The sequence below is a fragment of the Paenibacillus lutimineralis genome (assembly GCF_003991425.1).
Taxonomy (GTDB): Bacteria; Bacillota; Bacilli; order Paenibacillales; family Paenibacillaceae; genus Fontibacillus; species Fontibacillus lutimineralis.
Genome location: NZ_CP034346.1, coordinates 6,327,756 through 6,341,835, shown reverse-complemented (window position 1 = coordinate 6,341,835; position 14,080 = coordinate 6,327,756). Strand labels below are relative to the sequence as shown.

The window sequence follows — 14,080 nt, the reverse complement described above, 5'->3', positions numbered from 1 at the left end:
TGTGAGATAATATGTTAGAGCCATGCCAAATTTGGCAGAGTGTCAAAAATTCACTTGCACCTTACGTAACGTAATGTTCTACAATAAATCTACCGGTACATAGCTAGCGCCAAAGAGTGGAGATGGTTCATGAAGAGACATTGGAAGGTTGGAGATCTGGCCAAGCTGACGGGGCTTACCGTACGAACCTTGCGGTTTTATGATCAAATCGGATTGTTCTCTCCGTCGGGACAAACGGAATCCGGCCACAGGCTGTACAATGAATTGGACTTGTCACGTTTGCACCAGATATTATCACTTAAGGAGCTGGGATTATCTCTCGAGGAGATTAAATCGGCCCTAAATGGTGGGAAGATCAGTCCACTTGAGATCGTAGGACTGCAGATAGACCAAATCATAGAACAGATTAAACGGCAGCAGAAACTATTGGAGCAGCTAAGATATGTATCCAAACTTATGCAGGGCAAGGCGGAATTAACCGTTGAAGATTTCACGAGCCTTCTGCAGGCGATGAAGATGAGATTTGAAAAACCGGTTATTGAGCGGCAAACGAGTTGGGAGCGACATTTGGACCTGTTGGGAGACTTTCTTTCCGAAGAGAACGGAATTCCGAAACATAAGGAGGAAAAAAATTAATGAACGAACGATTCGTCAAGCATGGAACCTTCGTCGTAGAACGGATTTATGCCGCTCCACCGGAGCGAGTGTATCACGCATGGGCCGACCCGATGGCTAAAGCCAAGTGGTTCTCGAAGCCAGAGATCTTCGATTTCCAGGTTGGCGGACGCGAGTACAGCAGCGGCGGGCCGCCGGAAGGGCCAATCTTTACCTTCGATGCCATCTATCAGGAGCTCATTCCAGAGCAGCGTATTGTCTATACGTACACACTGGATTCGGGCGGCGTACGCATCTCCGTCTCGATCACAACGGTCGAGCTTATCAAGGTAGAGGACGGTACGAAGTTGATTTTTACAGAGCAGGGTGCATTCTTTGACGGACATGATACACCAGAAATGCGAGAACACGGTACAAACATCATGTTGGACACACTAGGCAAGGTAGTAGAAGGGGAGGTAGGAGCATGACGATAGGTGAAAATGAACTTATTGTTTCGCGCGAGTACGATGTCCCGCGGGAGCTTGTGTTTCGAGCATGGACGACCCCTGATTTGTTAGCAAAGTGGTGGGGACCGCAAGGCTTCAGGAATACGTTCCATGAGTGCGATATGAGGCCGGGAGGTACGTGGAAGTTCACCATGCACGGACCGGATGGAGTGGATTATCCTAACCATAATGTCTTTGTTGAGCTCGTGCCGACGGAGCGGGTCGTGATTGATCATCTAAACGTTCATGAATTTCGGGTAACGGCTACCTTTGAGGGCTTCGATGGCCGCACCAGGGTCACCTTCCGTCAACTTTTCAAGAAAAAAGAGGAGTTTGAACAAGCTAAGTCCATCTGCATAGAAGCTAATGAACAGCTGCTTGACCGACTTGGCAAGGTGCTGACTGAATTGGCCGACTAGCTTTGCCAAGAAATATCTGTATTTACCCGAAAAGACTGATACTTATGTGATGACTCTAAAATTTCGCCGTTCACGATACCTGCCTGGAATCGAACGGCGATTTTTGTTTTAGTAGCGTGGTTCATGTACTTCTTGCTTCTTCGTTCTCGCTATTTGCGAAGTCTATTGGAAGAGGCTTAATCAGGCCCAAATAGCTATCTATTCTCTCATTGGAATCCAGTATCTTTTATGTTTGCGAGAATGACAATGTAGCCATTCCATCCCAAGCAAAATTCTTCACATATATGTAATTAAAGAAACTTTAGATTAACGTAGGGCGTCTGAATAATATAATCATTCAAGAAGGAGAAGAGGGCAATGAAAGTAAAAAGAGGTTTGCGAGTGTTACTTCCAATTTTGGGAGCGTGTACAATCTTTGTCGGAACTGCTATGGCTAGCAATTCGGTTGGTCTGTTCGTTAATGGTAAGGCGTTGAGTACTGAAGAAACTACAATTGAAAGTGGAAAGGTTATTGCCCCAGTACGAGATTTGGCGGAAGCAATGGGTGGTCACGTAACATGGGATAAGGAGACTCATTTGGCAAACATTCAAACAGGAATTACAAAGAATATGGTTGAAGATTGGATACGAAAGCAAGGCAATGAAAAGAGGGACTATTATTTTGATGATTTATCCTTTGAAGAAATGAATGTAGATGGGGATGCCGAACCAGAAGTACTTGTGCGAATTGATGGAGGGGTACATCTTGGTGATTTCTTTATCTTTGACAAACAGTCCAACGGTTCATATAAATTAATCTTTGAGCAACCGTGGCATGTCGAGTCTTGGAACATTGAGAATTTTCGTGCTGATGGAATGAATCCTTTATTTAATATAGTCACGCGCACAGGCGGAACAGATAGCGATGTTAGGGAATCTCATCTAATGTATATGAACGATTCTGGAGTATGGACAGAAGCTTGGAAAGGTACTCTTAAAGACCGCTCTGTATTTCAAGGTAAATATCATGTTGCCATGGGTAGCTACCAGTTCAATGATGATAATGGGGAACTTATCTATTGGCAGACTGAAATGGACGCATCCTTAGAGGACAACAAGCAAGAGGGAGACTCAAAGACCACGATGAAGATTTTTAATCTTCAACAGGGAAAGTTTATTGAGAAGAAGTGAGCAAGTTTTTATGGAGCGAGGGCGAACAGCAGCCTGATAAAAGCGCGTTGAGGGCGCGGATGTTCTCTGCTTCGATATATAAGCTACCTTCACGGTATCCAACATTTTCCTACCCGTTTACTGAACTTTAAGTGTTATACTAATCTGTCGATAGCGGAACGGACATACATTATGTCTGTTCTTATCAAAAGGCTAGAGTTTATATAAACATAATACAGTCATCAGGGAGAATGGTTATCATGAAGAAACGTATTACTGTACGATTATTTACTTTTATTTTTGTCCTAAGTTTGGTCCTTCCAGGACAAGCTTCGATGGAAGCGTCTAGCCAAGAACCGATTATTAAGGATGGAAATCTCGAAAAAGCGATTCGTTCATGGATAGTTAAAAAAGAAGATGAACCACTTACCAAGGAGGATTTAGAATCTCTCACTGTTGTATCTTTATCAGGTAAAGGAATTAAAGATCTGCAGGGATTGGAGTATGCCGTCAATATCACGGATCTCGATTTAGACATTAATGAGATTACTGATCTTACACCGCTAAAGAAACTCTCAAAGATCCATACTCTCAGCCTCAAAGCAAATAAAATTTCATCGATTGAGGAATTGTCTACTCTGAAGGAGCTGAAATATCTAGAAATAAGTTGGAATCAGGTCTCATCCTTGGATGTAGTGAAACAATTGCCTCGTCTAATTGAGTTGGAAGCCGACCACAATCAAATTTCGAATGTTCAAGCTCTCTCTAGTGCCGCAGAATTAACGTATTTGAAAATGGTCGACAATGCGATAGAAGACATAGCTCCTCTCGGCAACATAAAAAAGCTGACATATCTCAATGTATCTAACAATAAGATTAAGGATTTCTCGCCGCTACGGATGCTTTCCAAAAGTCTGACGTATCTGGGGATTGATGGCGACCGGGTTACTGATCTTAAGATGCTCGAAGGATTTAATAATCTCGAAGGTCTCTCTGCTAATAACAATAACATCGAGAGTCTTGACCCTATAGCGAAATTAACTAAATTGTCTACATTGGATCTATCCTCCAACAAGATTAAAGATTTAGAACCGTTAAACCATTTGAGCAAGCTGGATACCCTATACTTGGATAACAACCGAGTGTGGAATTTGGAACCGTTAAGAAATTTGAAAGCCCTAAGAATCCTAAATTTGAACAACAACCGAGTGTGGGATTTGGAGCCGATTCAAAATAATAGCTTTGATTTTCATTGGGATACGGGGGCGGAACGATACGGACTGCAGTTGAACGCTAACTACTTGGACTTAAGCCAAGGAACCCCAACCTATAAAATATTTAAAAAATTGAATGCAGATCCTTATGGTGTTATGTCTCAGCGTAAGACTCAACGCTTGGTTATCGGCAGCAAGACAGCCTATTTGGGCGACAGTATCTACAATATAACAGCAGCGCCATTCATTCAGACAGGCCGTACCTACGTGCCTATTCGTTTCGTTTCCGAGAAACTTGGGGCAAATGTAAATTGGAACCAGAATACGAAAGAGGTTACGATTCAAAAAGACGGTACAACGATTCGTTGGCATGTGGGGAATAAGCAGGTTAAGGTAAACCAGCAAACCGTGATGTTCGACGCTCCTTTGCTACTGAAAAATAACAGCACTTTCGTTCCTGTACGCTTTGTGTCGGAGCAGCTTAATACTTCTGTTGAATATTTAGGCAGCAAAAAAATGGTCATCATATTCGAGAATAGGACCGCATAACGGAATTTAATATCAATATGAGGACGCATCCAAGGACACATGGGTTGCGTCCTTTCTTAAAAACTTGCCGTTTCAGACAGCGCGGGGAACCTTATCATAAGTAGGGCGAAATTTTGTGCAGGATTCAGCACAGTCCCCTTTACTTGAGAAGTTAAGCGGATAGATTATTTCCCACAAGGTGCTATTATAGATGGAGTATCTAACCTTTAAGACATTTATATCCATCATTCGTGTTAGGAGATTCAGGGGATGAACAAAAAGATTTTGATAGTTGAAGATGATATTCATATTTCCAAAATCATCAAAATGAATCTCAACATCGTAAGCTACGAGACGACTGAGGTCTATGACGGCTTGGCGGCGCTGGAGCTGCTAAAGCGGGAGAAGTTCGACCTTATTTTGCTGGATGTCATGATTCCGAAACTGGACGGTTTTGCGCTGATGGAACGAATTAGGCCCTACCGTATTCCAGTTATTTTTTTGACGGCAAAAAACTCGGTTTATGATAAAGTGGACGGGCTGAGATTGGGGGCCGACGATTATATGGTCAAGCCTTTCGAAGCGATTGAGCTGCTGGCTCGTATAGAAACGGTATTGCGAAGATATGGCAATGAAGAACGGGTGATGGGATTCCAAACCCTTCTCGTTGATCTGGACAAACGGGAAGTAACTAAGCAAGGAGAAGTTATCGAGCTAACGCCAAAGGAATATGATTTGCTTGTCGTTTTGATAAAAAACAAGAACATCGCCTTATCAAGGGAGCAGTTCATCGATAAAGTATGGGGTGGCGACTATTACGGCGAAACGAGAACGGTCGATATGCATATTAAATCACTGCGCAAAAAACTAGAGCTGCAGGATCACATCAAGACCATTTATAAACTCGGCTATCGGCTGGAGGATTGAGGGGATGAAATTTTGGCAAAAAATTTATGTCTTCTCGATTCTGGTCTTCGTCATTATTTTTAACGCAGCCTCTATTATGGTTATCGAGCGCAGCCACAATAGAATGCTTGAGCAGGAGATCAATAGTGCGTTAAGCCAGAATATGAGTATTCAATCCAGTGTCAACGCGATTGTGCCGATTCTTCGAATCTATGATTCTATTGATTACGAGAAAACAGTATTAACGAGAATCGCCAATGAATTTGTTGGCACAAATAACGAGCAGCGTGTTTATTTGGATATCAGGGACAAGGCGAATCGGGCGGTCTTCAGTAATATCGATTTCCAGATGCCGGCACAGCGTAAGGAACTGGATAAGCTGGGCGCGGAGGAGATAAATTATATTTTGCGGGATATCGATGGGCGAACGATCCTGTTCACCTCGAACATTGTGGATATTAATCATACAAGCTATCTATTTACCTATATGGTAGATGTCACCTCTTTATATCAGGACCGTGTGGATCAATATCAGTTCTTTGTGCAAGTGGATGTGGCAGCCTGTTTCCTCTATATGCTGATCATGTTTTTTGTAAGCCGAGGACTGACGAGATCGATTGATCAGCTGGGTCGAACAGCTCAGGTCATTGCACAGGGGAATTTCTCTGAACGAGTCCAGTTAAAATCAAAGGACGAGATCGGCGTGCTGGCCCACAATTTTAACAATATGGCCGCTGTTGTAGAGGATACAATCACTGAACTTGAGCAGAACAATCAAGAAAAACAGCGGTTTATCAATAATTTTACGCATGAATTAAAAACACCGCTGACTTCAATTATCGCCTATGCGAATTTTATGAGGACAACCAAATACGATGAGGAAACGTTTCTGGACGGTCTGAATGTGATTTATTCAGAAGGCAAGCGATTAGAGTTGTTGTCATTGAAGCTGATGAACTTGATTATGTTACAAGGGGATAACTTCGAGATGGAGCTGCACGATTTGGGAGCGGTTATAGCTGAAATCAAGCCTGCGCTAGACATGATGGCCAAAGAAAAGCAGGTGACTATCGTCACTGAGTGCGAACCGGGCGAGCTGATATTGGAGAAGGATTTGATCAAAGTTCTGATCTTCAATCTGGTGGACAATGCGCTCAAAGCTTCGGATGAACAGCAGACCATTACGCTGCGTATCACATGGCACGGCGGGCATTGCATGCTTGAAGTGATGGATCAGGGCATTGGGATCGCTAAGGAACATCAGGATAAAATTTTTGAACCTTTTTACATGGTGGATAAGTCCAGGACAAGAAACGGTAAAGGGGCAGGTCTCGGTCTTGCGATATGTCAAAATGTAGCGAGCGTCCACAATGCCGTCATCCGGATAACCAGCAATGAAGACCAGGGCACGAAGGTAGAAGTCGTATTCGCACTTACCCATCCGAGAGGCGGGATAAAGGAATGAACAAGCTTATTTTGATTATCATATTCGCGTCGTTCATGATTCTGGGGACGGGTTGCCAAGGTGTTTTCGATACGATACCGAAAGAGACAGTCATGGTAAAACAAATAATTAGAGTGAACGAGACCAATGAGGCGGAATATGAGGGCGTTCTGTCCCAGGATGCAGTGAAGACACTCAGTCTAAATGCGGTAAATGAGTACTTCGATGAGAACTTGACGATGGACGAGTTTCAATTCGAGTTGGTGGTTATTGATCAGAACAAGTTTGAAGTTCTGCTAAGTGAGGCGGAATATGGCATCGTTTCAAAAGCGAGACCAGCAGTGATTCCAGAGCTAAAGCTGAACGATCAAACTGAGTTTTCTCCGTATTCTGGCGGCTTGTATTATACGACTCTGACCAAATTGACCGACCCCGATGAAGTCTATGATATCGTGCTGAATGCGAGGGACGGCGATGTCATTAAAGTTGTCAGGGCAGGGACGATACGGAATTTTTCCAGCATTAGTGAGGAAGACAAAGAAAAGGCTATCGCTCTCGCAACAAAGTTTATTCAGGATAAAGGGAGCTATCCGTTATCCGATCTGTCGCTGAATGAGGGCGTGATCCGCTGGGGTAGTGTTGTGGAATTGTATTACATGAGCAAGGACGGCGATAAGTTAAAATACGCTGTCAATGTCAATTTGAGACGAAATGAAGTTGTCGGGTTCAGTAAGGACGTCATGGCGCTGCTCAGTTACTATTCTAGGCTCTAAGCAAGATCTACCTGTCTAACCGAACTAGTGCTGCAAGATCACACCTGCGGTTTTGTAGCCGCTCGAACAAAGGATCATCAGGAATAATTCACCCCTGATGGTTCTTTTTTTTACAACTTCAATACAAGTCTATCTAACTCCTCATATATCTCCGCACTATACTGATGAAGCAACGCTGCGGGATGATCGCGGAGAGAGATTATGGGGAGGAAGAAAAACAATGAGAAAAGCTATGTCAATCCTGTTCACGTTTATCATGGTTATGGTTTCTGCTTGCAGCGCCCCTGCTGGCAGCAATGCGGGGGGAGCGCAGACATCAAACGAAGGGCAGGCAAACAGCGAGCAGGTGAAGAACGGAACAGGTACAACAGAAACGTCTGGAACGAAGAACAGCTCGGAGAAGAAAACAATTGTATTTTCGACTTATTTTTCTGACGATTTCTTTGTAGAAGCTAAGAAAAGATATGAAGCCAAGCATCCTAATATTACAATTGATCTTCAATATATCGAAACAAGTAATGAAAACGACGAGGCTGCTTCGGAAAAGTTTGAAAAAACAACAAACGTGGCCATGTTATCCGGTAAAGGGCCTGATCTGATTCAGATGGATCAATTGCCATCAGGGGATTATGTCAAAAAAAAGTTGCTGGCCAATATAGGAGATATGATCGATAAGGACCCTAGTTTTATGAAAGAGCAATACTTCAGTAACGTTCTGGACGGGATCAAGGTAAACGGCGGAATTTACGGGATGCCGATGGGATTTTTCGTTTATGGTCTTATGGGGAATGAAACCGCAATTGAGAAAAGCGGGGTGAAGATCGATGACAGTAATTGGAATTGGGGACAGTTTACCGATATAGCCAAGGAAATCGTCAAGAAAGCAGGCAGCAATTATTTCGCATTAGGTCATAGCGGGCCTGAATATATGATAACAGACCTGGTTAATGGTCAGTATGCGACGTTCGTAGATCTGGAGAGCGGGAAGGCTTATTTCGACTCTGCTGCCTTTATTGAATTACTCAAGGAAGTAAAGTTCATGTTTGATGAGAAAATGATGAGAGAAGATTTTATAGGAGGAATTTTTAGAAATGCTGTTATTGTCTCACCCGAATCTTATATTCGTGATTTAAGGATGAGTGAATTTATGGAAGAACCTTACAAGTCAAAGCTGTACCCCAAACCAAATGCAAGCGGGCAGCAGGCAGGCGGATTTTTCAGAACATACAAAACGCTTGGCATCAACGAGAGGTCTGCTGTAAAAGACGAAGCTTGGGACTTCGTAAAATTCATGTTGTCTGATGAGATGCAAGATCAAGAACGCCGCACCGGTTTTTCATTAAATAAAGCTACATATAAGAAGGTCGCTCAAGATGTATTGAAAAAGGGGAAAGTGATGTCTGATCAACCTGTCGGGCCTATGAAAGGAAAAGAGTTCGAAATTACTCAAAAGGATATCGACGATCTGGAGAAGTTTCTTACCGGTGCGAAATATCCAATTCAGTTCAAACCCTCCAAAATCGATGAGATTCTATTGGAAGAATCCAAAGCCTACTTCACTGGACAGAAATCACCCGAAGAAGTAGCGAAGCTGATTCAGAATAGAGTGACGACTGTTCTGAATGAATAGGGAGTGGTATGAACATGACAGGCACGCGTTATTGGGATAATTGGTATAGCGGCCTTATAGATTCCATGAGCTGCGGCCAGATCGACAAGTAATTGCTGATCGTTGTCTTTGATTGTCGGATCGTTATTTTCTGAAGACAACGGGTTGGTGGACTGGAGTCCACCAACCAACTAGCTGTTTCTTTATATTTCTGCAAGGGCATATTCATTCACTACTAACTACGTAGGCGTTCTTCTTCAACCTTTGCCTTCCTTTTCATAGGCATAAATAAGGTGATGGCAAGCGCCGCAATAGCTAAAATCATCATGAAATAATAGGCATCACTTGCACCTAGAATGGAAGCGAGGGATTTAAGGTGATCAGCAGTAGTAGAAGGATTGGTCTGCATCACTGTAGCTGCATGGCTTGTTGCCTGCACGGTATAAATCGTAATCACGACAGCAGTACCAATCGCCCCGGCAATTTGGCGAACGGTATTATTCACTGCGGAGCCATGCATACCGAGCTGTTTGGGCAGCGCATTTAATCCGGCCGTATTGAGTGGCATTGTAATGAAGCTTAATCCAATTCGAAGGCCAATCGTACGAACCATTAAATACATATACGTAGTCGATTCAGATAAATCGGTTACCGCCCACATCGATGGGATAATAAACAGTAAACCAATGATAAACAGCGGCTTCGCACCAAAGCGATCATATAATCTACCCGTGACCGGTGACATAAAAGCATTCACGAGTGCACCTGGTAATAAAAGAAGCCCTGCATCAAATGCTGTGAATCCACGACCCTTTTGTAGATAGATAGGCAATAAAATCATATCTGCGTACATCATCATTGTGATTAACACGTTTATAAGTGACGTTAACGTAAAGATTTTATTTTTAAAGACAGATAGATCCAACATGGGGTCATCGGACTTTATTTGTCGAATACAGAAGATGGCTATTACAACGATACCAATCACTAATGAAAGGACCACGATTACATCGCCCCAGCCTTTACTACCTGCACTACTGAACCCATATAAAATAAATCCAAATCCGATGGTTGATAAAACAACACTTAGTATATCGAGCTTCGCCTTAGACGTCTCAGATACATTCACTAAATACTTCAGTGCCAACAAAATGACGATGGCGATAAGCGGGATTAGGCCGATAAATAACCAGCGCCAAGAGTAATATTGGATGACAAATCCGGCAAGTGTAGGGCCAATGGCAGGAGCGAAGATCATCGCCAGTCCCAGTAAGCCCATTGCACTCCCGCGTTTTTCAATTGGGAATATGGCAAGAACGACACTCATCATAAGTGGCATAATAATCCCTGCACCAGCAGCTTGAATCATACGCCCTGCTAATAGCACACTAAAGCTTGGTGCTGCTGCACAAATAAACGAACCGATTAATAAAAATAGCATGGAACTTATGAATAATTGGCGCGTTGTAAAGCGTTTCATTAAATAGGCTGTAACCGGAATCAATACCCCGTTAACTAGCATGAACCCCGTTGAAATCCATTGTACGGTTGTGGCCGATACATGAAATACATCCATTAAATTACTTAATGCGATATTTAATATCGTTTGATTCAATGTTGATAAGAAACAGCCAACGATTAGAATGCTGAGTAATATCCCTTTGTTTATTTTCTTGTTGTCTTCTTGCATATAGAGTAAGCCCTCTTTTCGTTGCTTTTTCGACAGTGTGTCAATAAAATAGAGCATATCAACATTTGAGAAAAATGCCTATTTACAATCTCTTTGAAAATGTTGACTAATCAACAGAAAATATTGATCTGTTAATGAAGTCAGAAAATAATCGATAATAGAGGGATAAAATGTCTATATATAAAAAAGAAGATCCGCGTGCCATTCGATCGAAAAAGATGCTGAAGAATGCCGTTTTTTCCTTGATAACTGAAAATCTCGATATTTCTCAATTAACCGTTCAAAAAATTGCGCAACGTGCAGAACTAAATCGTGCAACGTTTTATTTGCATTATGAGGATATTAACGACTTATTACGTCAGATCGTACATGAGATTTTTGATGACCTATCGATGAAGATTGATCCGTTATTACAAGGAAAAAGTAACAATGAGCAGGAAACGTTGGTTACATTTTTAAATTATTTCTATGAATATCGGAAAATTTTTGCTGTACTATTTGAGAACAAAGGATTCAAAAACAGTATGTTTAACCTATTAAAAAATACGATAGAAAAGCGAAGAAACGCGAGAAAGATTCAATACACAAGGGAAGTCGTCTCGGTTGATATTATTGCATCGTCACTCCTCGGGATTATTATGTGGTGGATTAAGGATGGCACTCAATTTAGCTCTGAATACATCGCGAATCAAATCTCTTTGATGTATAAAAAAGGGAGTGAACATACCATGTAAATTAAGGAAACTTTAGATTACCGTAAAGCGTTCCTCGGTCCAAAAGATAAGATAAAGCGTAGAACCCCCTAACCTAGTTAAGGGGTTCTTGTGTATGGGCGTGTTATCGTCTTGGTTGAAAATGGACGGCATGTTCCTGAAGAAAAGCTTCCAGCGTCCGCGGCGCTCGACCTAATATACGTTCAACGGTATCCGTCGGCTGCTCTCTGATCACGGTCGACATCGTTTGAATTTCCACGACATGGTCCGCAAGCCAAGATGGCATATGCCCGTGTTCGATTAGATCAGAGCGCAGTTGTTCAGGTGATAAATGGATGAATCGAATCGGGCGCCCGAGCAGAGACGACAATTGTTCAGCAATCTCAGGATAGGTGAACGTCCGAGCGCCGGTCAACGTATAGATACGGCCAGCCACTTCGGGATTCGTCAGGGCTGCGGCCGCGACATCAGCGATATCGCGGCAGTCGATGAAGTTGCAGGGTGCGTCGCCTATGCAGCCGAAGAACATATCTTGGGCAGAAATCGTCGGTGTTAGCCGCAGCAGATTCTGCATGAATGCATAAGGCCGCAGGATGGTATAGCTCATACCGGACTCCGCTAGTGCAAGCTCGATTTCGCCATGCCAACCGGCAACCGCGACAGGCGAGCGAGGGTCATAGACGGGACTTGAGATTTTGACGATATGCTCGATGCCTGCTTGGACGGCGGTTCGGATGATAGAAGTCTCGAGAGCAACTTGGTTCGGGCTGTTGGACAACGCGAGGAATAGCTGCTTGGCACCCTGCAAGGCGCTAAGCATAAATGCCGAGTCGTTCGCATCTGCCGTATGGATCTCGATGCTGGTCAAATCCAGGTCCGAGAGTCGTTCTCGAAGCTTGCCGGGCTCCCGGCTTAATGCCCGGACGGGCAGTCCAAGGGCTGAAAGCCGTCTTACAAGTGCGTTCCCAATCGTTCCTGTTGCTCCTAAAATTGCGATCATATGATATTCGCTCCTTTTCAATGTGTGAATGAATTATTTTATTTCGAGAGGGTACCTCGCCACCGCCACGACATCGTCGTACAAGCGATCGCGCTGGATATCGGGAGATCAAACCCGATCTGGCCGAGCCAGAGGTAGGGGCTGTTGGGCAGCAAGGTTGTAATTCCCCAAGCCGCCAGCAGTCCGAACAGAGCGCCGCCGAGGGCAAACGCCAAGGTAACGAACAGGCGCGGTGCACGCACGAACCATTGATTATGGGGACGGCGGGTGCGAAGCCAGAGACCCATGCAGAATGCAATTAGCAACGATGATCCTCCAATTGTTGTGAGTGCCCGGATCTGGAGCACTTTGTCAGCGGTGATGATCCCTCCAATCCCAGCCATGATGGCAGGGGCCAGATACGCAGGAATCAATTCGCGCCATAGGACGAAGGATTGCTTCCTCGACCTGCTGGACTGAGCACCATAAATTTCCCCTGACGGGGTCGGGGTATTTCTGTTGTACATACGCAACACCTTTCTTAAGACGCATCGTAGAGATATATAATTAGCTACCTAACTATAAGGTGAAAAAAAGACCCAACAACAAATGATTAGGCACCTAACTATAAGGTGGAATAAATGGGCTAGCCGCACTAGCCCGTTCTCCTTTTCTGCGATGCGCGTTTATGGTTTGGATTTTGTTGATGCCAAGGATTCGTCTGTCAGCGCCGAGATGCCTTGGGTTACACGTCCCAACAAATCGAGGAACAAAGTGCGCTCCTCAATGCTCAGCGAGCCGACCATCGCTTCGAGTCTGGCATAGTGCTCCGAAGCCATGTCGCGCAGCTTCTTCGCACCGAGCTCTGTTAAGAGGACGGATTTCTGACGGCCGTCAAGGGAGCTGGATCGTCGAGATACAAGCCCATCTCGCTCTAGAATGTCAATTAATCCTGTAACAGTGGCGCGTGTTACGCCGAGATTCTCCGCAAGCTGCGAGGGCAGCTCTTCACCTTCATTATCTTCGAGGTCTGCTAGCAGTCGATATCGTCCTGTCGATAATCCGAATCGGGCGAAGTGGATGTCCGCGGCATGTCCTAGCTTGGCGCCTGCGGTCATCAATCTTGCGGCAACGAGCACAGCTTGCGCGTCAACGTCGAGTCCGTAACGGTCAACCTGACGCTTCGTCTGTGCAAGTGTAGGGATAAGTTGCATGTCAGCTGATTCATGAAATGGATTGGCCATGAATATAGTATGGTGCCTAACTATATATTTGTCAACTCTATTTCTTTTATGAAAGTGCGGTGAATGATGCGGGTCGGACTTTCTGGACAGCCCCTTTAGAATTTCGCCATGCAAATGTTACGGTGAACCGTACCACAAATAGTACAAATTTTTAGTAAAGGCGTGAATAGATATTAATTGGATTGTACACAAATCTCATTCCTCAGACGGAGAGAGTATCCATCCGGAGCCAGTTAATTAAATCGAGATACTGCAATAGAATAAATTAAATCAATGGAATCGCTATTTGTATCCTACGGGAGAGGATGG

The 14,080-nt window shown here is 43.9% G+C and carries 14 protein-coding genes; 10 read left to right on the top strand and 4 right to left on the bottom strand.

The window, feature by feature from the left end; all coding sequences use genetic code 11:
- Positions 1-129: 129 nt before the first annotated feature.
- The 9 genes from EI981_RS28165 to EI981_RS28125 all read left to right on the top strand — a co-directional run bounded on the left by EI981_RS28165 (position 130) and on the right by EI981_RS28125 (position 9,166).
- Complete coding sequence (locus EI981_RS28165) at positions 130-636, top strand: MerR family transcriptional regulator (protein ID WP_127003952.1); 507 nt, start codon at positions 130-132, stop codon at positions 634-636.
- Complete coding sequence (locus EI981_RS28160; RefSeq protein WP_127003950.1) at positions 636-1,085, top strand: SRPBCC family protein; 450 nt, start codon at positions 636-638, stop codon at positions 1,083-1,085. Before EI981_RS28165 ends, EI981_RS28160 begins: the two co-directional genes overlap by 1 nt.
- Complete coding sequence (locus EI981_RS28155; RefSeq protein WP_127003948.1) at positions 1,082-1,522, top strand: SRPBCC family protein; 441 nt, start codon at positions 1,082-1,084, stop codon at positions 1,520-1,522. Before EI981_RS28160 ends, EI981_RS28155 begins: the two co-directional genes overlap by 4 nt.
- A 357-nt stretch (positions 1,523-1,879) precedes the next feature.
- The gene (locus EI981_RS28150; protein ID WP_127003946.1) at positions 1,880-2,692 is read left to right on the top strand and encodes a stalk domain-containing protein; all 813 of its coding nucleotides are present in this window, start codon (positions 1,880-1,882) and stop codon (positions 2,690-2,692) included.
- 239 nt (positions 2,693-2,931) lie between these two features.
- Complete coding sequence (locus EI981_RS28145) at positions 2,932-4,434, top strand: stalk domain-containing protein (RefSeq protein ID WP_127003944.1); 1,503 nt, start codon at positions 2,932-2,934, stop codon at positions 4,432-4,434.
- Positions 4,435-4,683: 249 nt separating this feature from the next.
- The gene (locus EI981_RS28140) at positions 4,684-5,340 is read left to right on the top strand and encodes a response regulator transcription factor (RefSeq protein ID WP_127003942.1); all 657 of its coding nucleotides are present in this window, start codon (positions 4,684-4,686) and stop codon (positions 5,338-5,340) included.
- A 4-nt stretch (positions 5,341-5,344) separates the two neighbouring features.
- On the top strand, positions 5,345-6,784 hold the full coding sequence (locus tag EI981_RS28135) for a sensor histidine kinase (RefSeq protein WP_127003940.1): 1,440 nt from the start codon (positions 5,345-5,347) through the stop codon (positions 6,782-6,784).
- Complete coding sequence (locus EI981_RS28130; protein WP_127003938.1) at positions 6,781-7,536, top strand: hypothetical protein; 756 nt, start codon at positions 6,781-6,783, stop codon at positions 7,534-7,536. Before EI981_RS28135 ends, EI981_RS28130 begins: the two co-directional genes overlap by 4 nt.
- 220 nt (positions 7,537-7,756) lie before the next feature.
- A complete protein-coding gene (locus EI981_RS28125) occupies positions 7,757-9,166 on the top strand; it encodes an ABC transporter substrate-binding protein (protein WP_127003936.1) in 1,410 nt (469 codons plus the stop codon).
- A gap of 214 nt (positions 9,167-9,380) precedes the next feature.
- Here EI981_RS28125 and EI981_RS28120 read toward each other — a convergent pair whose 3' ends face one another.
- Positions 9,381-10,835 carry a DHA2 family efflux MFS transporter permease subunit gene (locus EI981_RS28120; RefSeq protein ID WP_127003934.1) on the bottom strand — a complete coding sequence of 485 codons (1,455 nt, stop codon included), beginning with the start codon at positions 10,833-10,835 and terminating at the stop codon, positions 9,381-9,383.
- 170 nt (positions 10,836-11,005) lie between these two features.
- On the opposite strand from EI981_RS28120, the gene EI981_RS28115 reads away from it, so the two are divergent.
- A complete protein-coding gene (locus tag EI981_RS28115; RefSeq protein WP_127003932.1) occupies positions 11,006-11,569 on the top strand; it encodes a TetR/AcrR family transcriptional regulator in 564 nt (187 codons plus the stop codon).
- A 103-nt stretch (positions 11,570-11,672) separates the two neighbouring features.
- On the opposite strand, the gene EI981_RS28110 is transcribed toward EI981_RS28115, so the two are convergent.
- From EI981_RS28110 to EI981_RS28100, 3 genes are all read right to left on the bottom strand, one after another.
- Complete coding sequence (locus EI981_RS28110) at positions 11,673-12,548, bottom strand: SDR family oxidoreductase (protein WP_127003930.1); 876 nt, start codon at positions 12,546-12,548, stop codon at positions 11,673-11,675.
- 38 nt (positions 12,549-12,586) lie between these two features.
- A complete protein-coding gene (locus tag EI981_RS28105; protein ID WP_227011619.1) occupies positions 12,587-12,931 on the bottom strand; it encodes a hypothetical protein in 345 nt (114 codons plus the stop codon).
- A gap of 282 nt (positions 12,932-13,213) precedes the next feature.
- The gene (locus EI981_RS28100) at positions 13,214-13,771 is read right to left on the bottom strand and encodes a MarR family winged helix-turn-helix transcriptional regulator (protein ID WP_127003928.1); all 558 of its coding nucleotides are present in this window, start codon (positions 13,769-13,771) and stop codon (positions 13,214-13,216) included.
- Positions 13,772-14,080 lie beyond the last annotated feature (309 nt).

What these genes read in the sequence shown, in the direction of transcription:
- EI981_RS28165 (WP_127003952.1), top strand. Translation starts at nt 130, where the DNA reads ATGAAGAGACATTGGAAGGTTGGAGATCTGGCCAAGCTGACGGGGCTT.
- EI981_RS28160 (WP_127003950.1), top strand. Translation starts at nt 636, where the DNA reads ATGAACGAACGATTCGTCAAGCATGGAACCTTCGTCGTAGAACGGATT.
- EI981_RS28155 (WP_127003948.1), top strand. Translation starts at nt 1,082, where the DNA reads ATGACGATAGGTGAAAATGAACTTATTGTTTCGCGCGAGTACGATGTC.
- EI981_RS28150 (WP_127003946.1), top strand. Translation starts at nt 1,880, where the DNA reads ATGAAAGTAAAAAGAGGTTTGCGAGTGTTACTTCCAATTTTGGGAGCG.
- EI981_RS28145 (WP_127003944.1), top strand. Translation starts at nt 2,932, where the DNA reads ATGAAGAAACGTATTACTGTACGATTATTTACTTTTATTTTTGTCCTA.
- EI981_RS28140 (WP_127003942.1), top strand. Translation starts at nt 4,684, where the DNA reads ATGAACAAAAAGATTTTGATAGTTGAAGATGATATTCATATTTCCAAA.
- EI981_RS28135 (WP_127003940.1), top strand. Translation starts at nt 5,345, where the DNA reads ATGAAATTTTGGCAAAAAATTTATGTCTTCTCGATTCTGGTCTTCGTC.
- EI981_RS28130 (WP_127003938.1), top strand. Translation starts at nt 6,781, where the DNA reads ATGAACAAGCTTATTTTGATTATCATATTCGCGTCGTTCATGATTCTG.
- EI981_RS28125 (WP_127003936.1), top strand. Translation starts at nt 7,757, where the DNA reads ATGAGAAAAGCTATGTCAATCCTGTTCACGTTTATCATGGTTATGGTT.
- EI981_RS28120 (WP_127003934.1), bottom strand. Translation starts at nt 10,835, where the DNA reads ATGCAAGAAGACAACAAGAAAATAAACAAAGGGATATTACTCAGCATT.
- EI981_RS28115 (WP_127003932.1), top strand. Translation starts at nt 11,006, where the DNA reads ATGTCTATATATAAAAAAGAAGATCCGCGTGCCATTCGATCGAAAAAG.
- EI981_RS28110 (WP_127003930.1), bottom strand. Translation starts at nt 12,548, where the DNA reads ATGATCGCAATTTTAGGAGCAACAGGAACGATTGGGAACGCACTTGTA.
- EI981_RS28105 (WP_227011619.1), bottom strand. Translation starts at nt 12,931, where the DNA reads ATGGCTGGGATTGGAGGGATCATCACCGCTGACAAAGTGCTCCAGATC.
- EI981_RS28100 (WP_127003928.1), bottom strand. Translation starts at nt 13,771, where the DNA reads ATGGCCAATCCATTTCATGAATCAGCTGACATGCAACTTATCCCTACA.